This is a genomic window from Neobacillus sp. D3-1R (assembly GCF_052180215.1).
Taxonomy (GTDB): domain Bacteria; phylum Bacillota; class Bacilli; order Bacillales; family Cytobacillaceae; genus Pseudoneobacillus.
The window spans coordinates 1,532,343-1,554,050 of record NZ_CP197471.1; the positions used below are offsets into that span (position 1 = coordinate 1,532,343).

Below are 21,708 nucleotides of genomic sequence, written 5' to 3' on the forward strand. Positions count from 1 at the left end.
TATTTAATAGCCTTTGTGAGGTGAATAAGTTGGAAAATGTGAACGTTTCATTACAGTTGTTTAAAGAATATTTACAAATCGAAAAGAACTATTCAAAATATACTATTGAACATTATCACCATGATATTAGTGAATTTATCATGTTCATGACTGAACAATCCATTTCCACCTTCAGTGATGTTCAATATTTGGATGCACGCCTTTATCTAACAAAGCTTTTTGAGAAAAAGCTTTCACGAAAAACGATTGCTCGAAAAATTTCATGCTTAAGGAGCTTTTATAAATTTCTTCTTAGAGAGGAAATTATAATAGACAACCCTTTTTCACTTGTGTCTATCCCAAAAGTTGAGAAAAGACTGCCAGAGTTCTTTTACGAAGAGGAAATGAATCAGCTTTTTGAATCGTGTGAAATAGACTCTCCGATTGGTCAAAGAAATAAGGCTTTGTTAGAAATGTTATATGCAACTGGAATCCGTGTTAGCGAATGTAGTCAGATTCGTCTAAGTGATCTTGATTTCACAGTATCAACTGTCTTGGTAAATGGAAAAGGTAACAAAGAAAGATATGTTCCCTTCGGAAACTACGCACAAGAAGCACTTCAACTATACATAAGAGATGGAAGGCAAAAGTTGATAAATCAAAACACTAAACATGATTTTTTGTTTGTGAATTTTCGTGGAGGCTGTCTAACAGATAGAGGAATACGAACTGTCTTAGATTCGATAATTGAAAAGTCTTCTTTAAACTCAAAGATACATCCACATATGCTTAGGCATACTTTTGCAACACATTTATTAAATAAAGGGGCAGACATGCGTTCTGTTCAAGAATTATTAGGGCATGCTTTTTTATCATCCACACAAGTTTATACACATGTTACAAAAGATTATTTAAGGCAAACGTATTTAAAAACCCATCCACGAGCATAAATAGATTAGTAAACGAGTTTTTATTTTTAAGAAGTGCTTTAAATAAGGAGGGCATTACATGTCTCAATTTCATGCAACGACTATATTTGGTATCCATCATAAAGGCGAATGTGCCATGTCAGGGGATGGTCAAGTTACCTTTGGAAATGCAGTAGTGATGAAACACACTGCACGTAAGGTGCGTAAGTTGTTTAATGGAAAAGTGTTAGCTGGTTTTGCTGGTTCTGTAGCGGATGCGTTTACCCTTTTTGAGATGTTTGAAGGGAAATTAGAGGAGTTTAATGGAAACCTTCAAAGAGCAGCGGTTGAACTTGCTAAACAATGGCGCAGTGACAAGGTATTAAGGAAATTAGAGGCAATGCTTATCGTTATGAACAAAGAACATATGCTTTTAATTTCAGGTACAGGCGAAGTTATTGAGCCGGATGATGGTATTTTGGCTATTGGCTCAGGTGGAAATTATGCATTAGCTGCTGGTCGCAGTTTAAAAAAATATAGCGGTGACCATTTAACAGCTAAAGAAATTGCAAAAGCTGCTCTAGAAATTGCAGCTGAAATTTGTGTGTATACAAATGAAAATATCATTGTGGAAGAGCTATAACGGGAAGGAGTCTTTATTCATGTTAAAAGGAACGAATTTAACCCCCCGCCAAATCGTAGATAAGCTTGACCAATTCATTGTTGGACAAAAAGACGCAAAAAAAGCTGTAGCTGTAGCTTTAAGAAACCGATATCGAAGAAGTTTATTGGATGAGAAAATAAGAGAAGAAATTGTACCTAAAAATATTTTAATGATTGGTCCCACTGGTGTAGGGAAAACTGAAATTGCCAGAAGGATGGCAAAACTTGTAGGTGCACCATTTATTAAAGTAGAAGCAACAAAGTTTACAGAAGTGGGATATGTAGGCCGTGATGTAGAATCGATGGTCCGAGATTTGGTTGAAACCTCTGTAAGGCTTGTAAAAGAAGATAAAATGCAGAATGTAAAAGAAAGAGCTGAACGCAATGCCAATAATCGTTTAGTGGAACTTTTAGCACCATCTGCCAAAAAAACAAATAATTATAAAAATCCATTAGAACTGCTATTTGGTGGTGGAAATGGACAACAAGAGCAAGATACAACGGCATCTGAAGATTTCGATATTAATGAAAAGCGTCGTTCTATCAAAGAAAAATTAGCATTAGGTCAACTCGAAAACGAAACCGTTACTGTAGAAGTGGAAGAACAAACACCATCTATGTTTGACATGCTCCAAGGATCAGGGATGGAGCAAATGGGAATGAATATGCAGGATGCTTTTAGCAGCCTAATGCCTAAAAAACGTAAGAAAAGAAAATTAACAGTAAAAGAAGCTCGTGTAGTCCTTACGAATGAAGAAGCGCAAAAGCTTATAGATATGGATGAAGTTACGCAAGAGGCAATTGTTAGAGCAGAGCAAACAGGTATTATCTTTATTGATGAAATTGATAAAATCGCTAGTAAAAATTCGGGTGGATCTTCGACTGATGTTTCCCGAGAAGGCGTTCAAAGGGATATCTTACCAGTGGTGGAAGGTTCTACAGTTGTTACTAAATATGGTTCAGTCAAAACGGATTATATTTTATTTATTGCTGCAGGAGCTTTTCACATGGCGAAGCCATCAGACCTAATCCCAGAGCTTCAAGGGCGATTCCCAATTCGGGTTGAATTAACGAAATTAACGGTGGATGATTTTTATCGGATCCTTGTTGAACCTGACAATGCATTAGTAAAGCAATATTGCGCATTATTGGAAACAGAAGGTATACAAATTGAATTTTCTGACGATGCTATTCGTAAGATAGCAGAAGTTGCATATGAGGTAAATCAGAATACGGATAATATTGGAGCTAGACGACTACATACCATTTTAGAAAAATTGCTTGAAGATCTGTCATTTGAAGCTCCGGATATATCAATGGAAAAAATTACGATTACGCCGCAATACGTGGAAGAAAAATTAGGTGCGATTGCTCGGGATAAAGACCTAAGTCAATTTATCCTATAATTGTTTCTATACTTATTGAAATTATTTACTCCTTCATTATAGTAACGGATCGAAAAAAAATAGAGAATATATAATAGTGGATGCAAATTAGGAGGAAGAAAGATGAATTTATTAACAAAAACAAGAAAGATTAATGCCTTATTACAAAAGGCAGCAGGCAAACCAGTGAATTTTAAAGAAATGTCAGAAACTCTAAGTGAAGTCATTGAAGCAAACATCTTCGTAGTGTCACGCAGAGGGAAATTACTAGGCTTTGCAATTAACCAACAAATTGAAAATGAACGTATGAAAAAAATGCTTGAGGACCGTCAATTTCCTGAAGAGTATACTAAAAATTTATTTAATATCCAAGAAACATCTCCAAACCTTGATGTGGAAAGTGAATACACAGCTTTTCCTATTGAGAATAAGGATTTATTCCGCACTGGATTAACTACCATTGTTCCAATTATCGGTGGAGGAGAACGTCTTGGTACATTAATTCTGGCACGATTGGAAGAAAAGTTTCATGATGATGACTTAATCTTAGGTGAATATGGTGCTACGGTTGTTGGTATGGAAATTCTTCGTGAAAAAGCGGAAGAAATAGAAGAAGAAGCACGCAGTAAAGCTGTTGTTCAAATGGCGATTAGTTCACTTTCATATAGTGAATTAGAAGCAATTGAGCATATATTTGAAGAATTAAATGGAAATGAAGGATTACTAGTTGCATCTAAAATTGCTGATCGAGTTGGTATTACTCGCTCTGTAATCGTAAACGCTCTTCGTAAATTAGAGAGTGCTGGTGTTATTGAATCTCGTTCTTTAGGAATGAAAGGAACTTATATAAAGGTATTAAATGATAAGTTCTTATTTGAATTAGAAAAATTAAAAACAAATTAACCATAAAAAAGCACTGATTGGACCCTCCAATCAGTGCTTTTTTTACAAAATAATTAAAGGAAAGATAGTTTTTGAAAAAAATTAGGGCAAAATACCCACCCATCATCGATAAAAATGTATTAATATAATAATATTACAAAAATTCGACAAAATTTTCAGCAGAAACTTTGAGTTATGCCAATTTACTTGTCAATACAAATTAATTGATGTCAATTATTTACCAGTAAATCCAAGAAAAATAGGTAGAATAAGCTACAAAAAATTACAAATTGGACATAGACAATATATTTCATTTTCTTTACAATTGATAAGTAGATTTCTACAAAATTCTCTATGAATCTACAATATTTTTCGAGGTGGAATTATGAAGCTGTTTTCTGGGACAATCTCCACATTAGAACAATCACTAAATTATTCTAGTGTTAAACAAAAAATTATTTCTCAAAATATCGCAAATGTTGATACTCCAAATTATAAAGCGATGGATGTCAGCTTCAAGGATGTATTAGAGAATGAGTTACATACACCTATAGCAGCAATCCGAACTGATAAACGTCACTTTGACTTCAAGTCATCTGTTGGTTCAAATATGATTAGCCGTAATCCTATTCAATATAATCAAAATGGAAATAGTGTGGATCTAGACAAAGAAATGGCTGATTTAGCAACAAATCAAATCTACTATAACGCAATGATAGAACGAATCAATGGGAAATTTTCAACACTTCAAAATGTAATAAGAGGAGGTAAGTAAGAGCGATGTCAATGTTTCATAGCATGAATACAACAGCCTCAGCGTTAACCGCCCAACGATTAAGAATGGACGTCATCTCCTCTAATATGGCGAATGTGGATTCTACTAGAGGTAAATATATAAATGGTGAATGGGTACCATATCGCCGTAAATCCGTTGTCTTAGAACCAAAAGGAGGGTCCTTTCATTCCTTTTTAAATGTGGCGATGAATAATGATCAAACAATTGGTAATGGAGTGAAAGTTTCAAAAGTTGTGGAGGATACAGAAACTCCATTTAAAATGGTCTATGATCCTGAACATCCAGATGCAAATGAAGCAGGATATGTTCAATTGCCAAATGTTGATCCATTGAGAGAAATGGTCGATTTAATAAGTGCCACTCGCTCTTATGAAGCGAATATTACGGTTTTTAATGCATCTAAAGGTATGCTGATGAAAGCACTAGAAATTGGAAAGTAAAGGAGTGCCAATATAAATGGATAAGGTTATGTTTCCAACGGTAAATCAGATATTTACCAATAATAAATTAAGCCCTACTACTCGTCCTTCTATTACACCATTCGAAGCTCAGAAAAGTTTTGCGTCCGTATTAAAAGAAACTTTAAATAATGTTAATAAACAACAAATAGAATCAGATGTTTTAACTGATAAGTTAGCAAGGGGAGAAAATATTGACCTTCACCAAGTAATGATTGCTTCCCAAAAAGCTAGTATCACACTTCAAGCTACTCTAGAAGTTCGAAATAAAGTAGTTGAAGCCTACCAAGAAATGATGAGAATGCAAGTTTAGTAGAAAATAAGATTTTTTGATAAATGGAGCGGTTATTAACTGCCGACTATCAAGACAGAATAACCGGGGGTTATTTATGAACGAATCGTTTCAGAGAAATTTCACAAAAATAAAAGAATATTGGAACAATCGAACCAAAAAGCAAAAGCTTACTTATGTAGGCTCTTTCTTATTTTTTGTTTTGGCTCTGTCATTAATTGTTTACTTTACTTCTAGAACAACAATGGTCCCGCTTTACAGTAATTTATCACCGTCGGAAACAGGTGGAATAAAGGAAAATCTAGATGGGAGAGGAATTGCTTCTGAAATTAGTGATGGAGGAACAACTATTAAGGTACCAGAGGAGGTTGTGGATACTTTAAAGGTAGAGCTGGCAGCTCAAGGTATACCTAAATCTGGTAGTATTGATTATTCCTTCTTTAGTCAAAATGCTGGTATTGGAACTACAGACAATGAGTTTAAAGTCATGAAATTGGATGCTATGCAAACAGAAATAGCAAATCTAATAAAGGGCATAGATGGAATAAGTGATGCGAAGGTAATGATCACACTCCCTGAAAAAGGAATTTTTGTGAGTGATCAAACTGAAGCAGCCTCAGCTTCTATTGTTTTAAACACAAAACCAGGATATCAATTTGAGGATTCTCAAATTAAAGCTCTTTATCATTTAGTATCAAAAAGCGTTCCTAATCTTCCTACAGATAATATCGTCATCATGAATCAATATTTTGAGTATTTTTCTCTAAATGATGAAAAAAATTCCAACGGCACTACATTTGCTTCTCAAAATGAGATTAAGAAAGAGATTGAGAGAGATGTACAACGCCAAGTTCAGAATATGCTTGGAACATTAATGGGACAAGATAAGGTCGTTGTTTCAGTTTCTGCAGATGTCGATTTCACTCAGGAAAATCGAGAAGAAAATCTTGTTGCCCCTGTGGATGCTGAAAATATGAAAGGCATTGCGGTAAGTGCTCAAAAGCTTACGGAGACATTTACTGGTAATGGAGCTCAAGCAGGCGGTATTCCACAAGGTGAGCAGTCAACCGATACCGCTCCTTCATATGTGGAAGGAACAAACTCAAACGGTGATTACGAGAAAATAGAAGAAACGATAAATAATGAAGTAAACCGAATTCGAAAAGAAATTGTAGAAAGTCCGTATAAAGTAAGAGATTTAGGGATTCAGGTAATGGTTGAACCACCAAACCCTAATGATGTAAATTCACTACCACAAGAGCGTGTAGATGATATCACGAAAATATTAGGTACGATTGTACGAACTACCATTGATAAAGATGCACTAGGTACTGAATTAACTGATGAAGCTCTTAAAGATAAAATTGTGGTCTCTGTTCAACCGTTTAATGGAAAAATTAAATTTAACGAATCAACAAAGCAAGCCCTGCCTTGGTGGATCTATGCAGTAGGTGCCGTACTATTAGCTATTATTCTTTTATTAATCTTCTTAAATATTAGATCGAAGAAGCGACGTGAAGTGGAAGAACAAGCAGCAGCACTTAAAGAAATCGAACCAATTTTTATTCCTGATGTGAATGAAGAAACGGAAACAGAAAGTAGTTTACGAAGAAAACAACTTGAGAAGATGGCGAAAGAAAAGCCGGAAGACTTTGCTAAACTTTTACGAACGTGGATTGCTGATGAATAGAAATGAGGAGATGTGACAAAAATGGCGAAAAAAGATCAAAGAGAATTAACAGGCAAACAAAAAGCGGCCATACTCCTTATCTCGCTTGGTCCCGATGTATCTGCATCAGTATATAAACATTTAAATGAGGAAGAAATTGAAAAGTTAACCTTAGAAATTTCAGGAGTTCGAAAAGTAGATTCGCAGGCGAAAGAAGAAATCGTTGAAGAATTCCATAGCATTGCATTAGCTCAAGATTATATTACACAGGGTGGAATTGGTTATGCAAAAACCGTATTAGAAAAGGCATTAGGAGCTGAGCAGGCTGCTATAATCATCAACCGTTTAACCTCTTCCTTACAGGTAAGGCCATTCGAATTTGCTAGAAAAGCGGATGCTGCTCAAATTCTTAATTTTATCCAAAATGAGCATCCCCAAACCATTGCACTTATCCTTTCCTATTTAGATTCTGCCAAAGCTGGGCAGATTCTGTCGGAATTACCACAGGAAATGCAAGCTGATATTGCTAGAAGGATTGCGGTGATGGATAGTACTTCTCCAGAAATAATAAATGAAGTAGAACAAATTTTAGAAAAGAAATTATCTTCTACTGTAAGCCAAGATTATACACAAACAGGGGGAATTGAGGCTGTTGTTGATGTTCTGAACGGTGTAGATCGTGCAACCGAGAGAACCATTCTTGATGCCTTAGAAATACAAGACCCCGAACTGGCTGAGGAAATTAAGAAAAGAATGTTTGTCTTTGAAGATATCGTCACTCTTGATAATAGAGCCATTCAACGAGTTATTCGTGATTGTGAAAATGAAGATTTAATGTTAGCTCTTAAGGTTTCTTCTGAAGAAGTAAAAGATATTGTATATAAAAATATGTCTAAACGAATGGTTGAATCGTTTAAAGAAGAAATGGAATTCATGGGGCCAGTTCGTTTAAGAGATGTAGAAGAAGCCCAGTCACGTATTGTTGCTATAATCCGTCGACTTGAAGAAGCTGGTGAGATTGTCATAGCTCGCGGTGGAGGGGATGATATTATTGTCTAGGTTGATTAAATCTGGGTGGGCTAACCCCAATCCACTAGAACAAAAAGTCATTTCAATTAGGACGATTGTACAGCCTGAAGATGAAACTCAATTTAACATTGATCACGTATTTGAAAAGTCTAAAGACGAGATTATTTTAGATGCTCAGAATGAGGCAAATAGCATTTTAAAAAATGCTAATGAAGAAGCTGAAAAAATCATTCAGCAGATAAACATGGAAAAAAAACAGTGGGAGCATGAAAAACAGCAACTTGCTGTTACTGCTCAAGAAGAAGGGTTTAATCAAGGTATTTTGCAAGGGCGTGACCAAGGGTATATCGAATTTCAAGAATTAATACAAACTGCTCAAGAAGTTGTGGTTGCGTCGAAAAATGAATACCAGAAATTAATCGATTCTGCAGATCAAACCATATTAAATATTGCTTTATCTGTAGCTGAAAAAATTCTAAATCAAAAGCTAGAAAATCACGAGCAATTTTTTCCAATTGTAAAGGGAGCTCTAAAAGAAGCCAAAGAGTATCGGGAGGTTCAACTTCATATTCATCCTTCTCAATATGGATTCCTTTTATCCCAAAAGGACGAATTAATGTCTCTTTTTCCTAGGGAAACGGATTTTTACCTTTATCCTGACTACTCTTTAGATGAGTGGAGTTGTATCATAGAGTCTTCTAATGGAAGAATAGATGCAAGTATTGATAGTCAATTAAAGGAAATGAAGAAGAAGCTATTAGAACTAGTGGAGAGTGAATAGAAATGCATTGGAACGAAGTCATTAGCCAAATTAATCAAATGAACACGTTTAAAAGGTATGGAAGAGTAAAACGTGTGGTTGGACTAATGATTGAGTCACAAGGACCCGAAAGTTCAATAGGTGATGTGTGTATTATTCATATAGGTTCCAAAAAAAAGAGAATGATTCAAGCAGAAGTAGTTGGGTTTAAAGATGAAAATATTTTACTGATGCCATATACCACAATAAATGATATTTCTTCTGGGTGTTTAGTAGAAGCAACCTCCAAACCTCTAGAAATTAAAGTAGGAGTTGGACTAGTTGGAAATGTAGTCGATTCAATGGGATATCCATTAGATGGATCCTTATTACCAAAAGGGCTAACACCAGTATTAACGGAACAAGAACCTCCGAATCCAATGAAAAGGCCACCCATTGAGCATACAATCGAGGTTGGGGTAAGAATGATTGATGGCCTATTAACGGTTGGAAGAGGTCAGCGTGTTGGTATTTTTGCTGGTAGTGGTGTTGGTAAAAGTACATTACTTGGTATGATAGCCAGAAATACGAAGGCCGATTTAAATGTCATTGCTCTTATTGGAGAGCGTGGCCGTGAAGTAAGAGAATTTATTGAACGAGATTTAGGCGAAGAAGGCTTAAAGCGGTCTATAGTAGTTGTTGCTACCTCAGACCAACCTGCATTAATGAGAATAAAGGGAGCCTACACGGCCACAGCCATTGCTGAATACTTTCGTGATAAAGGCCTAAACGTCATGTTAATGATGGATTCGGTCACGCGTGTGGCGATGGCACAAAGAGAAGTTGGCCTAGCTACAGGAGAGCCTCCAACAACAAAAGGTTATACACCATCGGTTTTTGCTATTCTTCCAAAATTGTTAGAGAGAACTGGAACAAATGAATTTGGATCCATTACCGCTTTTTATACAGTATTGGTAGATGGAGACGATATGAATGAACCCATCGCTGATACGGTGCGCGGAATTCTAGACGGACATTTCGTACTAGATAGAGAGCTTGCCAATAAAGGGCAATACCCTGCTTTAAATATTTTAAAAAGTATAAGCCGCATTATGAATAATATTGCTCCTACTGAGCATATCGCAGCCGCTGAAAAATTAAGAGATTTGTTGAGCACGTATATAAACTCAGAAGACCTAATCAACATTGGTGCTTATAAAAAAGGATCTTCACGTGAAATAGATGAAGCCATTAGGTTATATCCAAAAATTCTTTCATTTTTAAAACAAGGTACACATGAAAAGGTTTCAATGGAAGAATGCTTGCAAGATCTATATCAATTAATCTTAAAAGGGGAATAACCCATGAGCTATCGATTCAGGTTTGATAATATCCTTCACATAAAAGAAAGGGAAAAGGACGATGCCCTTTCCATCTTTAACGAGTCAGTAAAAAAATTCGAAGATGCAGCTGAGAAATTATATGAACTACTTAAGAAAAAAGAGGATTTAGAAAGCTATCAATCTGAAAAATTAAGGACAGGACTTCCGGTCCAAGAGATTAAACATCACCAACAGTTTATTATTAACATGGAAAAGACGATCGAACATTATCAAAAAATGGTGATGAATGCTAGAAACAGAATGAATTTTCTCCAAGAAAAACTCCAAGAAAAAAATATCGAAGTAAAGAAGTATACCAAAATGAAAGAAAAGGATTTTCATAAGTTCTTAAATGAGATGAAGTATCTAGAAGGTAAACAGATGGATGATATTTCAATACAACAATTTATGTATCGTGAAAATTAGGTGATTATATTGGATAAATCTCTAGAGCAAAATGAAAATAAGTATAATCGATTTCAATGGTTTTTAATTGTCGTACTGATCCCATTGCTGTTTGCCATTACGGTAACGATTATTGTTATGACTGTTGCTGGTAAGAACGTTTTTGAAACGGTTAAAGACGTTGGTCAGAAAGTGCCTTTTGTTTCTAAATATATTTCTGGTGAAAACGCTAAGTCTATTGAAAAGTTAGAATCTAATATTGTTTCATTAGAGGCTTCCATACAAGATGGTAAAGCGAAAATAGATAAGTTGGAGTCTCAGTTAGAAAGTAAAGACCAAGAAATCGATAGATCCAAGTTAGAAAAAGAACAATTACAGGCTCAGATAGATGAATTAATGGCGATTCAAGAAGAGAATAAACGAGCATTTAAAGAAATTGTCCAAACGTATGAAACCATTTCTCCTAAGAAAGCAGCACCAATCCTTGTAAGTATGACTGAGGAAGAAGCGCTAAAAATTTTAACGAATGTGAAAGCAGATACATTAGCAAAAATTATGGAAAATATGTCAGCAGAAGATGCCGCTAAGTATACCGAGCTTTTGACGACGGAAAGCAGCAAAGAATAATGATTTGGTTTAATTGAAGGGAGGTGAAAGTATGGGGAATATCGGAAGTGTAGCATTAGTTCCTAATGCTGAGATGAAAGTCGGAAATAAAAACCCTGATTCAAAATCATACACTGGGTTTGGGGCAGTTTTAACTACCATCTTGAACTCTAATCCATCTAAATCCATCGAAAACAAACTGGTAAAAGGTGATTTATTATCGCAACAGGAACTTATGGATTTAACTTCATTTTTAGGCAATCAGGATATTTTTAACTTAGAAAATGGATCTGATGTATTAGATAAGCTTCTGTCAAATACCAATATAAATCCAGAGCAAATAGCCAAAGAAATGTTAGGTATATCAGAGCAGGAACTTACTTCTATCACCGAAAAATTAAGTCGCATTCTTAAGGAAAACGATACCCTTTCTAAAGACGATACTACATTATTCGAGAATATGGATGATCTTGTAGCGCTTTTGACAGCTATGCAAAGCTTACCTATTCAGGAGTTTAAAAAAATAGTAGATCAAGATTTTGCTAAATTGATGAAATTTACAAAACTAGTAGATTTACTCTCGAAAAATCAAGATACAACATGGCAATCGAATAGTAGTATTTCGAAGTTAATCGAATCATTGACTGAAAAGTTGGAGCAGGTAATAAAAAACTCTTCTTCAAACTTTAAATCAGATTATCTTCAAAAAACATTTACCCTATTAAGCGGAGATTTAAACAAAAATATTTCTACTTCAGTAAAGCAAGTGGAAGGATTAGAATCGGGTAATCATTTTTTACAACATATGTCAAAATCTGAACAACTAACCTTAATGCTTGGGGATGTAAAACGACCTGTTTCTGCGGAACAACTTATCCAGCAATTTGAAAATCTTCTAGCAAAGAGTCAGTTTTCAAAAACGGAAGGCATGCAGAGGCTATTCATAAAATTAGCTCCAGAGCATCTTGGATCCTTACGTATAGAATTAATTCAAAAAGATCAGATGCTAGTAGCGAAAATTTTGACAACAACTGGTGCAGCAAAGGATTCTTTAGAGTCTCATCTTAATGGACTTAAGCAAGCACTAGCTAATCAAAATATCCAAGTTGAAAGAATTGAAATCTCCGAACAAATGAGTTCCCAAGAACGTTCCTTTCAGCGGGATCCCGAACAACATAGAAGAGAACAAGAGGAGCAAAAAAAGCAACAAGAGAAATCAGATTCTAATGGTGAATTTACCCAATCTTTTTTAGAGGCACTAGAATTAGAGGCTTAGGTGATGAAAAATGGCAAATACAATTAATTCATCGTTATTATTATCGAGTTATCAGGCTCAAACAAGAAAAACAGGGTCTGATGTATTAGGAAAAGATGATTTTTTAAAGATTTTAATGACCCAATTACAGAATCAAGACCCCTTGAATCCAATGCAGGATAAGGATTTTGTTGCTCAAATGGCTACTTTCTCAAGTCTTGAACAAATGACCAATATGGGAAAATCAATCGAACAGTTTGTAGAGCTGCAAAAACAAAATAGCATGGTTACTTACAACCAATTTGTTGGGAAAGAAGTAACATGGCATAAATTATCTGAAGCTTCCGATGATTCATCTGCACCAGCTATTGAGCAAGGTAAAGGACGCGTTTCATCCATCCAGTTTAAAGAAAATCAAGTGTATTTTATTTTGGAAGATGGAACAAAGCTTGAACCAGCAAATATTTCACAAGTTAGTGAAATGCCTTCAGAAAACCATATAATACAAGCATCCATGATGATTGGTAAAAAAGTTACTTATAGCGATGCAAGTAATGAAAGTATGATGGCTACGGTTAAATCTGTATCATTTAAGGATGGAAAAACATTATTTGAACTTGATGATGAAACCGGAACTAAAATTACTTCAGCACAAATCACGAAAATAGAATAGAGAAAAGGAAGTGGTTGGATGGAAAAATCAATTTTTCGTCCGTTGCCAACTCAGCCCATCTCACAACAAGTTATCCAGAAAAAACAAATGCAACCAGCTGCAACCTCTTTTTCTCATCATTTGCAAAATGCTATTACCGTTCAACCTAAATTGACTGTTAGTAAACATGCAAAAGAAAGGTTAATCCAAAGAGGAATTGATATTGATTCAAAACGGTGGGGGTTAATAGAAAATAAGGTAGCAGAGGCTAAAAAGATGGGTGTTAAAGATTCATTAGTTCTTTTAAAAGATGCTGCATTAATCGTGAGTGCCAAAAATAACACCGTTATCACGGCAATGGCTCGTGATGAAGCAGCAACACAAATCTTCACTAATATAAACGGAACAATAATTATAGATTCTTAATGGCTGGACCAATTTTGGAGGCCAAGCTGTGGATCGATTGAAGCAGCTATAATCTGAAGGGAGTTAATCAAATGTTACGCTCAATGTTCTCAGGAATTAGTGGAATGAAAAATTTCCAAACAAAATTAGATGTAATTGGTAACAATATTGCCAATGTTAATACATACGGCTATAAAAAAGGCCGTGTAACTTTTAAAGATACAATGAGCCAAACAATAGCTGGTGCGAGTGCAGCACAAAATAATAGAGGCGGTAAGAACCCAATGCAAGTAGGACTTGGTTCTACCCTGGCATCGATTGATACTATTCATACACAATCAAGTTTACAGACCACCGGTAGATCGTTAGACCTAGCAATTTCTGGTGATGGTTATTTTATAGTAAAACAAGGTGATGCTGAATCTTATACTCGTGCTGGAAACTTTTATTTAGATGATAATGGAACACTTGTAAATGGTGATGGATTTAAGGTTCAAGCGTTTAAGGTAGACGCAACTGGAAATCCAACAAATGTATATGGGGATATTGCTGTAAACGTAAATGGTGTTTTACCTCCAACTACTACAAAGACAATTGATTTTACCGATAATTTATCAAAAGAAGCAGTGGATGGTTCTGAATATTCACAACAAATTGAAGTAATTGATACAGCTGGTAATCCTCAAAAATTAGAAGTTACGTTTAAAAAGAACAATGCTACTACTTGGATAATGAGTTCACCTAATTTAAATACACCAGTTACATTAACTTTTGATGCTTCAGGTAATCTTACAAATAATCCAAGTACAGTATCATGGGGATATACTCCTACTGGTGGAAATGCGCCATCAATGACAATGAAATTGTCAGGCCTAAAACAACTATCAGGTCCAACTACTGCTCTTGTAACTCCTGATGGAAATACAGAAGGAACACTTGAAAGTTTTAATATTGGTTCTCTTGGAGAGGTTAATGGGGTGTATTCAAACGGTTTAGTAAAAACTCTAGGAGTTATTGCACTAGCAAAATTCAGTAACCCTTCAGGTTTAACTAAAGCAAGCTCTAATACTTTCCAACAATCTATTAACTCCGGTGCAGCAAATGTAGATGTACCCGGAGAAGGTCGCGGCTCAATTGCGGCAGGAACGTTAGAAATGTCCAATGTTGACCTTTCTGAAGAATTTACTGAAATGATTACAGCACAGCGTGGATTCCAAGCAAATACAAGAATCATCACAACTTCAGATGAAATCCTTCAAGAGCTAGTAAACTTAAAACGATAGTTTAGGAGGAAGGGGATAGAAGCTAAAACTTCTATCCCCAATAAATAAAGTGATAAAGGTAACGAAATTAAACGGAAAAAAATTCATCTTAAATGCTATATACTTTGAAACAATTGAGTCCTTTCCTGATACTACCATTACATTAACAAATGGACGGAAGTATGTTGTAAAAGAAACAGAGGATGAGGTTCACCAAGCCATTATAAATTTTTATCAAACAGTAAACCTTCTAGGACAACAGTTGGGGGAAAAAGAAAATGAAGAATAACAAGCTGCTCATGATCATGGTAGTTTTGCTAGTTGCCATTGCACTTGTCGGTGCCATTGCACTTACGATTGTGCTAAAAATGTCCGATGAAGGAAAAGAAAAAGAACCGACAATCGAAGAGGTTTTAAAAACTACGGTAGATGTCGAAGAAATAACAACAAATTTAGCTACCAATGATTTTATTCGCATTTCATTTAAAATACAAACAGATGGTAAAAAGGCAAAAGAGGAACTAGAAAAGCGAGATTTCCAAGTAAAAAATATTATCATTCAGGAGTTATCAGAAAAAAAGGTTGAGGATCTCCAAGGAAAAGAAGGTAAACAAAAGTTAGAGGAAACGTTGAAAGTAGATATCAATAAATTGATGCAAGAAGGTAAAGTGGTGAAGGTTTACATTACTCAATCTCTCCTCCAATAAGAGGTATAAAGATAAGAACGAAGATTTTATTAGACTTTCATCTGTATAACTAATGCTTCTTATCTAAAAAAGGATCAAAACTGGAGGTGAGGATATTGTCAGGAGAAGTGTTATCCCAAAGTGAAATTGATGCTCTGTTATCTGCATTATCAACTGGTGAAATGGATGCCGATGAGTTAAAAAAGGAGCATACCGAAAAAAAGGTAAGAACTTACGATTTTAAGCGTGCCCTTCGTTTTTCGAAGGATCAAATAAGAAGTTTAACTAGAATTCATGAAAATTTTGCAAGGTTATTAACCACATTTTTTTCAGCACAACTAAGAACGTATGTACAAATAAGTGTAGCATCAGCTGACCAAATCCCCTATGAGGAATTCATACGTTCTATTCCCAAAATGACTATACTAAACGTATTTGAAGTTCCGCCATTAGATGGGAGAATCTTAATGGAGGTTAATCCAAATATCGCTTATGCTATGTTGGATCGAATGCTAGGTGGACGAGGAAGCAGCATGAGCAAGGTCGAGAATTTAACAGAAATTGAAACTAGAATCATGTCAACTACCTTTGAGAGAGCCTTTGAAAACTTAACCGAAGCATGGAGTTCGATATATGATATCGATCCAATGTTGGATATTTTTGAGGTGAATCCGCAATTTTTACAAATGGTATCACCCAATGAAACCGTAGTTGTCATTTCCTTAAATACTACTATTGGAGAAGTTAGTGGAATGATCAATATCTGTATTCCACATGTGGTACTTGAACCAATTATCCCTAAATTATCTGTCCATTATTGGATGCAAAAAGAAAAGAAAGAAACAAAGCCTTATGAGGTTGAATTACTTGAAAAGCAAATTCAAAATGCAGATGTTTCAGTTGTTGTTGAATTAGGTGAATCTGAAATTTCTATTCAAGACTTTTTAATGTTAGATGTTGGTGATGTAATTGAGTTAAATCAATTAATTGTACAACCTCTAACGATAAAAGTTGGAGATATTCCTAAATTTATTGGACAACCAGGAAAAGTAAATAAAAAGATAGCTATTCAAGTACTGGATACATTGAAGGGAGGAGACGACGGTGATGAGTGATGGCATGCTATCCCAAGATGAAATTGATGCTTTGTTAAGAGGTTCTGATCCAGAAGAAATGGAAGAAGAATCCCATGTATTTTTAGTTGAAGATTACTTATCATTAATGGAGCAAGATGCTTTAGGAGAAATAGGGAATATTTCATTTGGAAGTTCAGCAACTGCATTATCTACGTTATTAAATCAAAAGGTAGATATAACAACACCTTCAGTTACAGTCATTCCAAGAGAAAAAATTAATGAAGAGTTTCCACATCCATATGTTGCAATACAAGTTAGCTATACAGAAGGTTTTTCTGGAAGCAATTTATTGGTTATTCAGCAAGGTGATGCCGCTATTATTGCCGATTTGATGCTTGGTGGAGACGGCACAAGTCCTGGAGACTTAATGGGAGAAATTCAATTAAGTGCTGTTCAGGAAGCAATGAACCAAATGATGGGTTCTGCTGCCACTTCTATGTCAACGATTTTTAGCAAAAGGGTAGATATTTCTCCCCCAATGATAGATATCCTTGATACTCAAACTGGCGAGGGGACACACCGAATCCCAAATGAGGAAATGATGGTGAAAATCTCCTTCCGTTTAAAGGTTGGAAATTTAATTGATTCATCCATTATGCAATTAGTTCCATTGGAATTTGCAAAAGGATTAGTGGAGGAGTTGTTAAATCCTTCACCAGCACCAGCACCAACTAACCAACAGCCTAAAGTGGAAGATAAGCCGATAGCTGATCATGCACCCGTGAGTTCGGTTAGCAACGCACAACCACCTGTTTTGAATCAACAACAGGAAAACTGGCAGCAACCATATCCTAATCAACCAGATTATGGTTACCAGGCACCAACTAATGTGGGGTATCCAAATACACCACAACATTTTGGAAACAACTTAGCCAACATGAGTCCACAAAACATTCAACCAGCTGTATTCTCAAACTTTGAGACATATAGGGCTCCTGAAGTGGAGCCTAAAAATTTAGATATGTTATTAGATATACCGTTACAGGTTAGTGTTGAACTAGGACGTACTAAAAGGTCAGTGAAAGAAATATTAGAACTATCATCGGGTTCCATTATTGAACTAGATAAATTAGCTGGTGAACCAGTTGACATTTTAGTCAATAACCGGTTAATTGCCAAAGGTGAAGTAGTTGTTATTGATGAAAATTTTGGTGTAAGAGTAACTGATATTATTAGTCAGAGCGACCGTATAAAAAAATTAAAATAAATAGATAGGGGTTAACGGGGAAATGGCAAATAAAATTTTAATTGTTGATGACGCAGCATTTATGAGAATGATGATCAAAGATATTCTTAGTAAAAATGGATACGAAGTAGTTGGAGAGGCAGCAGATGGGGCACAAGCAGTTGAAAAATATAAAGAAACTCAACCAGATTTAGTTACAATGGACATCACAATGCCAGAAATGGACGGAATTACCGCATTAAAAGAAATAAAAAAAATAAATCCAAATGCTAAAGTAATTATGTGTTCTGCTATGGGGCAACAAGCAATGGTTATAGATGCTATCCAAGCAGGTGCAAAGGACTTTATCGTAAAGCCTTTCCAAGCTGACAGGGTTTTAGAAGCCATAGGCAAAACCCTTGGATAATCTTTATTAAGGGTGTTGACCTAATTTATGAAAACATGGATAAGTAAATTATTTTTGTTCGTATTTATTGCTCTGCTAGGTTCGCAATCAGTGGCCTATGCAGAGCCAGTAAATAATAGTGTGAAGGATTGCTATGAAAACCCAAAAAACTGTGAGCAACCAGAATTAGCTCCTAATCAAGATAAAGGTAAGGACCAGGGGAAACAAAACGATAAAAGTACAAGTACTGTTGGTGTTACATTTTTCGATTTTGTCAAAATGATCTTTGCTTTACTATTTGTCATTGCACTTTTATATGCTGTGTTAAAGTTTGTTAACAAAAAAAGTAAATCTTTCCAATCAACACAAATGGTTGAAAATTTAGGTGGTACAAGTCTTGGTTCAAACCGATCAGTTCAAATGATAAAAGTAGGAAATCGGATTTTAGTTGTTGGTGTTGGGGAAACCATTCAGTTGTTAAAAGAGATAGATGATCAAGAGGAATATCGTGAAATGATTGAGGCTTACAATCAAAGAATGGAACAAATGATTCAACCAAGTGATATTGTGACAAAGTTATTGGAAAGAACAAACAAGGTCAAATCTTCGTTACCAGAAGATGAAAATCAATTTGCTACTTTGTTAAAAAAGCAATTAAAAGATATTTCAAATGGCAGAAAAAAGTTTATGAAAGAAATGGAGAAGAAAGGTACTGATCAACAATGAATGAATTCATGGAAATCTTTAATAGCAGTGCTCCTGAGAATGTCTCCACATCGGTTAAACTGCTATTACTTCTCACCGTTCTTTCCATTGCACCAAGTATTTTGATTTTATTGACCTGTTTTACGAGGATTGTTATTGTTCTTTCCTTTGTCAGAACAGCGCTTGCAACACAACAAATGCCACCTAATCAAGTGATTATTGGATTATCCTTATTTTTGACATTTTTTATCATGGCTCCGACCTTCCAAACTGTTAATAAAGAAGCTTTAACTCCTTTATTTAATGAAAAGATCACTCTTGAACAAGCCTATGAAAAAGCAGCAACTCCCTTTAAAGAGTTTATGAGTGGTCAGACCAGACAAAAAGATTTAGCTCTATTTTTAGAATATGCAAAAGTGGATAGGCCAGAAAAAATAGAAGATATTCCTTTAACTGCACTTGTTCCGGCATTTGCTATTAGTGAGATAAAAACTGCCTTTCAGATTGGGTTTATGATTTTTATTCCATTTCTAGTGATTGATATGATTGTAGCCAGTGTTTTAATGTCTATGGGGATGATGATGCTTCCTCCTGTTATGATTTCCTTGCCATTTAAGATTCTATTGTTCGTTTTGGTAGATGGCTGGTATCTAGTAGTCAAATCTCTTTTACAAAGCTTTTAGGCGGTGATCTAAATGAATTCAGAAACAGTCATTACTATTGCAGAACGAGGAATTTATACGGTCATAATGATTAGCGGACCAATACTAGTGCTTGCATTAGTAGTTGGTTTGATTGTTAGTATCTTCCAAGCGACTACTCAAATTCAGGAACAAACTCTCGCATTTGTCCCAAAAATTGTGGCTGTATTGCTAGGTATTGTTTTTTTTGGACCATGGATGCTTAGTCATATGCTTTCCTATACATCAGAAATTTTTTCAAATTTAACGAGGTTTGTAGGTTAAAGGAATGCTAGATTTTATCCCACATTTCCCTGCTTTTTTATTAATTTTTGTAAGAGTGACTTCATTTTTTTTAATGATGCCTCTCTTTTCTTATCGGACGATTCCAACGACACATAAAGTAGGAATTGGATTTTTCTTAGCTTGGATTATTTATTTTACTTTAGATGTTCCTGTCTTGGAAATTGATGGTACTTACTATTTACTTATCATGAAGGAAGCCTTAGTAGGAATTATGATCGGCTTTGTAGCCTATATGATGCTATCAGCCATTCAGGTAGCAGGAGGATTAATAGATTTTCAAATGGGGTTTGCTATTGCGAATGTTATTGATCCCCAAACAGGTGCACAAAGTCCCCTTATGGGACAATATTTTTACACCATAGCTTTATTATTTTTACTAACCATAAATGGTCATCATTTATTAATTGACGGTATTTTTCATTCCTATCAATTTATTTCACTAGAGCAAGAGTGGCTGCCTTTTGGAGATTCGAATCTTATCGAATTTGTTTTAAAAGCATTTTCACAAATGTTTATGATTGCTTTCCAAATGTCACTACCCGTTGTAGGCTGCCTTTTTTTAGTTGATGTAGCCTTAGGAATAATGGCTAGAACCGTTCCGCAACTAAATATTTTTGTTGTAGGGATGCCAATTAAAGTGGCCGTAAGTTTTATTGTCATTATTATACTAATGAGTGTCATGATGACTGCGGTTTCTTATATGATAGAGACTATGCTTTATACTATGCGTCATTTTATGGAAATTTTAGGGGGGGACTAAGTGGACTTACTATCACTTGATTTACAGTTTTTTTCAGGTGAAAAAACGGAAAAAGCTACCCCGAAAAAGAGGCAAGATGCAAGAAAGAAAGGTCAGGTTGCTAAAAGTCAAGACATCAATACGTCTGTGTTATTATTAGCTATTTTTCTATTCTTATGGATGGCGGGTAAATATTTATTAGGAATACTACTAAACTTATTTCGGCATTCCTATCAAGACTACTTACTAATGGATATTACAGAACAAAATCTCTCCTCTTTCTTTACTGTGATATTACGAGAGATGGCTTCTTTCTTAGGTCCTATTTTAATCATAGCCTTGGTAGCCGCTGTTGCGGCAAATTATGCCCAAGTTGGATTTCTCTTCTCTACGGAAGCCATACAGATGAAGCTGGAAAAGATAAATCCAATACAAGGTTTTAAAAAAATTTTTTCCTTAAGATCTTTAGTAGAATTAATAAAATCGATATTGAAAATTTCGTTTGTAGGTGCGATTGCATTTGGAATTCTATGGAATCGACTAGATGAGATATTAGTCCTTTCACAAAAGTCAATTGGAACAGCACTTGCTACACTTGGTACGATTACCGTTCAAATGGGTCTATTTTGTTCAGGTGGTTTATTATTTTTAGCCATTTTAGATTATTTATATCAAAAGTTTGATTTTGAAAAAAACATCCGAATGTCAAAGCAAGATATTAAGGATGAATATAAAAATATTGAAGGGGATCCCCTTATTAAATCAAAAATTAAGCAACGCCAGAGAGAAATGGCTATGAGAAGAATGATGCAAGAAGTGCCAAAAGCAGATGTTGTTATCACGAACCCAACTCATTTTGCTGTAGCGTTAAAGTATGATGAAGAAAAATTGGATGCCCCATATGTGGTCGCTAAGGGTGTGGACTATGTTGCTCAAAAAATAAAATTAATCGCAAAGGAAAATGATGTGATCACAGTAGAAAATCGACCTTTGGCAAGAGCTTTATACAGTCAAACAGAAATAGGCGATGCTATTCCCGAAGAGTTCTTTAAAGCAGTTGCGGAACTATTAGCATTCGTTTATCGCACAAAAAATAAAATTTAGCCGTTTTGTTAGCT

The 21,708-nt window shown here is 35.2% G+C and carries 27 protein-coding genes; all 27 read left to right on the forward strand.

Annotated elements, in window-relative coordinates; translation table 11 throughout:
- Window positions 1-29 precede the first annotated feature (29 nt).
- The 27 genes from xerC to flhB all read left to right on the forward strand — a co-directional run bounded on the left by xerC (window position 30) and on the right by flhB (window position 21,694).
- Complete coding sequence (gene xerC / locus ACSBPO_RS07800; protein ID WP_442599488.1) at window positions 30-929, forward strand: tyrosine recombinase XerC; 900 nt, start codon at window positions 30-32, stop codon at window positions 927-929.
- A 58-nt stretch (window positions 930-987) separates the two neighbouring features.
- The gene (hslV, locus tag ACSBPO_RS07805) at window positions 988-1,530 is read left to right on the forward strand and encodes an ATP-dependent protease subunit HslV (RefSeq protein WP_442599489.1); all 543 of its coding nucleotides are present in this window, start codon (window positions 988-990) and stop codon (window positions 1,528-1,530) included.
- A 19-nt stretch (window positions 1,531-1,549) separates the two neighbouring features.
- Window positions 1,550-2,956 (forward strand): HslU--HslV peptidase ATPase subunit, encoded by a 1,407-nt coding sequence (gene hslU, locus ACSBPO_RS07810; RefSeq protein WP_442599490.1) that lies wholly within the window; start codon window positions 1,550-1,552, stop codon window positions 2,954-2,956.
- A gap of 102 nt (window positions 2,957-3,058) precedes the next feature.
- A complete protein-coding gene (gene codY, locus ACSBPO_RS07815; RefSeq protein WP_442599491.1) occupies window positions 3,059-3,838 on the forward strand; it encodes a GTP-sensing pleiotropic transcriptional regulator CodY in 780 nt (259 codons plus the stop codon).
- Window positions 3,839-4,202: 364 nt separating this feature from the next.
- A complete protein-coding gene (flgB, locus tag ACSBPO_RS07820) occupies window positions 4,203-4,592 on the forward strand; it encodes a flagellar basal body rod protein FlgB (protein ID WP_442599492.1) in 390 nt (129 codons plus the stop codon).
- 5 nt (window positions 4,593-4,597) lie between these two features.
- Window positions 4,598-5,053 (forward strand): flagellar basal body rod protein FlgC, encoded by a 456-nt coding sequence (flgC, locus tag ACSBPO_RS07825; protein WP_442599493.1) that lies wholly within the window; start codon window positions 4,598-4,600, stop codon window positions 5,051-5,053.
- A gap of 16 nt (window positions 5,054-5,069) precedes the next feature.
- Entirely contained in the window at window positions 5,070-5,384 is a 315-nt protein-coding gene (fliE, locus tag ACSBPO_RS07830) for a flagellar hook-basal body complex protein FliE (RefSeq protein WP_442599494.1), read from the forward strand.
- A 76-nt stretch (window positions 5,385-5,460) separates the two neighbouring features.
- Window positions 5,461-7,053 (forward strand): flagellar basal-body MS-ring/collar protein FliF, encoded by a 1,593-nt coding sequence (fliF, locus tag ACSBPO_RS07835; RefSeq protein ID WP_442599495.1) that lies wholly within the window; start codon window positions 5,461-5,463, stop codon window positions 7,051-7,053.
- A gap of 21 nt (window positions 7,054-7,074) precedes the next feature.
- The gene (fliG, locus tag ACSBPO_RS07840) at window positions 7,075-8,091 is read left to right on the forward strand and encodes a flagellar motor switch protein FliG (protein ID WP_442599496.1); all 1,017 of its coding nucleotides are present in this window, start codon (window positions 7,075-7,077) and stop codon (window positions 8,089-8,091) included.
- Window positions 8,084-8,842, forward strand: coding sequence for a flagellar assembly protein FliH (fliH, locus tag ACSBPO_RS07845; RefSeq protein WP_442599497.1), 759 nt, complete (start codon window positions 8,084-8,086; stop codon window positions 8,840-8,842). Before fliG ends, fliH begins: the two co-directional genes overlap by 8 nt.
- A gap of 2 nt (window positions 8,843-8,844) precedes the next feature.
- Window positions 8,845-10,161 carry a flagellar protein export ATPase FliI gene (fliI, locus tag ACSBPO_RS07850; protein WP_442599498.1) on the forward strand — a complete coding sequence of 439 codons (1,317 nt, stop codon included), beginning with the start codon at window positions 8,845-8,847 and terminating at the stop codon, window positions 10,159-10,161.
- 3 nt (window positions 10,162-10,164) lie between these two features.
- Complete coding sequence (gene fliJ / locus ACSBPO_RS07855) at window positions 10,165-10,608, forward strand: flagellar export protein FliJ (protein WP_442599499.1); 444 nt, start codon at window positions 10,165-10,167, stop codon at window positions 10,606-10,608.
- A gap of 9 nt (window positions 10,609-10,617) precedes the next feature.
- Window positions 10,618-11,214 (forward strand): MotE family protein, encoded by a 597-nt coding sequence (locus tag ACSBPO_RS07860; protein WP_442599500.1) that lies wholly within the window; start codon window positions 10,618-10,620, stop codon window positions 11,212-11,214.
- Between the two features lie 31 nt (window positions 11,215-11,245).
- Complete coding sequence (locus ACSBPO_RS07865; RefSeq protein WP_442599502.1) at window positions 11,246-12,469, forward strand: flagellar hook-length control protein FliK; 1,224 nt, start codon at window positions 11,246-11,248, stop codon at window positions 12,467-12,469.
- A gap of 10 nt (window positions 12,470-12,479) precedes the next feature.
- Window positions 12,480-13,121 carry a flagellar hook assembly protein FlgD gene (gene flgD / locus ACSBPO_RS07870; RefSeq protein ID WP_442599503.1) on the forward strand — a complete coding sequence of 214 codons (642 nt, stop codon included), beginning with the start codon at window positions 12,480-12,482 and terminating at the stop codon, window positions 13,119-13,121.
- 18 nt (window positions 13,122-13,139) lie between these two features.
- The gene (locus tag ACSBPO_RS07875; RefSeq protein ID WP_442599504.1) at window positions 13,140-13,526 is read left to right on the forward strand and encodes a TIGR02530 family flagellar biosynthesis protein; all 387 of its coding nucleotides are present in this window, start codon (window positions 13,140-13,142) and stop codon (window positions 13,524-13,526) included.
- A gap of 71 nt (window positions 13,527-13,597) precedes the next feature.
- Entirely contained in the window at window positions 13,598-14,788 is a 1,191-nt protein-coding gene (locus tag ACSBPO_RS07880; protein WP_442599505.1) for a flagellar hook protein FlgE, read from the forward strand.
- 49 nt (window positions 14,789-14,837) lie between these two features.
- Window positions 14,838-15,056 carry a flagellar FlbD family protein gene (locus ACSBPO_RS07885; RefSeq protein ID WP_442599506.1) on the forward strand — a complete coding sequence of 73 codons (219 nt, stop codon included), beginning with the start codon at window positions 14,838-14,840 and terminating at the stop codon, window positions 15,054-15,056.
- Window positions 15,046-15,474: a flagellar basal body-associated protein FliL gene (gene fliL, locus ACSBPO_RS07890; protein WP_442599507.1), complete on the forward strand. Its 429-nt coding sequence runs from the start codon at window positions 15,046-15,048 to the stop codon at window positions 15,472-15,474. The genes ACSBPO_RS07885 and fliL overlap by 11 nt, the downstream gene beginning before the upstream one ends.
- Window positions 15,475-15,569: 95 nt before the next feature.
- Window positions 15,570-16,568, forward strand: coding sequence for a flagellar motor switch protein FliM (fliM, locus tag ACSBPO_RS07895; protein WP_442599508.1), 999 nt, complete (start codon window positions 15,570-15,572; stop codon window positions 16,566-16,568).
- The gene (gene fliY / locus ACSBPO_RS07900) at window positions 16,558-17,796 is read left to right on the forward strand and encodes a flagellar motor switch phosphatase FliY (protein WP_442599509.1); all 1,239 of its coding nucleotides are present in this window, start codon (window positions 16,558-16,560) and stop codon (window positions 17,794-17,796) included. Before fliM ends, fliY begins: the two co-directional genes overlap by 11 nt.
- Window positions 17,797-17,818: 22 nt before the next feature.
- Entirely contained in the window at window positions 17,819-18,181 is a 363-nt protein-coding gene (locus ACSBPO_RS07905) for a response regulator (RefSeq protein WP_442599510.1), read from the forward strand.
- Between the two features lie 27 nt (window positions 18,182-18,208).
- On the forward strand, window positions 18,209-18,886 hold the full coding sequence (locus ACSBPO_RS07910) for a flagellar biosynthetic protein FliO (protein WP_442599511.1): 678 nt from the start codon (window positions 18,209-18,211) through the stop codon (window positions 18,884-18,886).
- On the forward strand, window positions 18,883-19,548 hold the full coding sequence (gene fliP, locus ACSBPO_RS07915) for a flagellar type III secretion system pore protein FliP (protein ID WP_442599512.1): 666 nt from the start codon (window positions 18,883-18,885) through the stop codon (window positions 19,546-19,548). The genes ACSBPO_RS07910 and fliP overlap by 4 nt, the downstream gene beginning before the upstream one ends.
- A 12-nt stretch (window positions 19,549-19,560) precedes the next feature.
- Window positions 19,561-19,830, forward strand: coding sequence for a flagellar biosynthesis protein FliQ (fliQ, locus tag ACSBPO_RS07920; RefSeq protein ID WP_442599513.1), 270 nt, complete (start codon window positions 19,561-19,563; stop codon window positions 19,828-19,830).
- A gap of 4 nt (window positions 19,831-19,834) precedes the next feature.
- Window positions 19,835-20,611, forward strand: a complete 777-nt coding sequence (gene fliR / locus ACSBPO_RS07925) for a flagellar biosynthetic protein FliR (RefSeq protein ID WP_442599514.1) — start codon at window positions 19,835-19,837, stop codon at window positions 20,609-20,611.
- Entirely contained in the window at window positions 20,612-21,694 is a 1,083-nt protein-coding gene (flhB, locus tag ACSBPO_RS07930) for a flagellar biosynthesis protein FlhB (RefSeq protein WP_442599515.1), read from the forward strand. It abuts the gene before it with no gap.
- Window positions 21,695-21,708 lie beyond the last annotated feature (14 nt).

Bases quoted from the DNA above. Each gene is read 5' to 3' on its own strand.
- fliF (WP_442599495.1), top strand. From the start codon at position 5,461: ATGAACGAATCGTTTCAGAGAAATTTCACAAAAATAAAAGAATATTGG.
- ACSBPO_RS07910 (WP_442599511.1), top strand. From the start codon at position 18,209: ATGAAAACATGGATAAGTAAATTATTTTTGTTCGTATTTATTGCTCTG.
- fliP (WP_442599512.1), top strand. From the start codon at position 18,883: ATGAATGAATTCATGGAAATCTTTAATAGCAGTGCTCCTGAGAATGTC.
- fliE (WP_442599494.1), top strand. From the start codon at position 5,070: ATGGATAAGGTTATGTTTCCAACGGTAAATCAGATATTTACCAATAAT.
- hslV (WP_442599489.1), top strand. From the start codon at position 988: ATGTCTCAATTTCATGCAACGACTATATTTGGTATCCATCATAAAGGC.
- hslU (WP_442599490.1), top strand. From the start codon at position 1,550: ATGTTAAAAGGAACGAATTTAACCCCCCGCCAAATCGTAGATAAGCTT.
- flgD (WP_442599503.1), top strand. From the start codon at position 12,480: ATGGCAAATACAATTAATTCATCGTTATTATTATCGAGTTATCAGGCT.
- ACSBPO_RS07905 (WP_442599510.1), top strand. From the start codon at position 17,819: ATGGCAAATAAAATTTTAATTGTTGATGACGCAGCATTTATGAGAATG.
- ACSBPO_RS07875 (WP_442599504.1), top strand. From the start codon at position 13,140: ATGGAAAAATCAATTTTTCGTCCGTTGCCAACTCAGCCCATCTCACAA.
- fliR (WP_442599514.1), top strand. From the start codon at position 19,835: ATGCTAGATTTTATCCCACATTTCCCTGCTTTTTTATTAATTTTTGTA.
- flgB (WP_442599492.1), top strand. From the start codon at position 4,203: ATGAAGCTGTTTTCTGGGACAATCTCCACATTAGAACAATCACTAAAT.
- flgC (WP_442599493.1), top strand. From the start codon at position 4,598: ATGTCAATGTTTCATAGCATGAATACAACAGCCTCAGCGTTAACCGCC.
- fliG (WP_442599496.1), top strand. From the start codon at position 7,075: ATGGCGAAAAAAGATCAAAGAGAATTAACAGGCAAACAAAAAGCGGCC.
- fliQ (WP_442599513.1), top strand. From the start codon at position 19,561: ATGAATTCAGAAACAGTCATTACTATTGCAGAACGAGGAATTTATACG.
- ACSBPO_RS07880 (WP_442599505.1), top strand. From the start codon at position 13,598: ATGTTACGCTCAATGTTCTCAGGAATTAGTGGAATGAAAAATTTCCAA.
- ACSBPO_RS07865 (WP_442599502.1), top strand. From the start codon at position 11,246: ATGGGGAATATCGGAAGTGTAGCATTAGTTCCTAATGCTGAGATGAAA.
- fliI (WP_442599498.1), top strand. From the start codon at position 8,845: ATGCATTGGAACGAAGTCATTAGCCAAATTAATCAAATGAACACGTTT.
- fliL (WP_442599507.1), top strand. From the start codon at position 15,046: ATGAAGAATAACAAGCTGCTCATGATCATGGTAGTTTTGCTAGTTGCC.
- codY (WP_442599491.1), top strand. From the start codon at position 3,059: ATGAATTTATTAACAAAAACAAGAAAGATTAATGCCTTATTACAAAAG.
- fliJ (WP_442599499.1), top strand. From the start codon at position 10,165: ATGAGCTATCGATTCAGGTTTGATAATATCCTTCACATAAAAGAAAGG.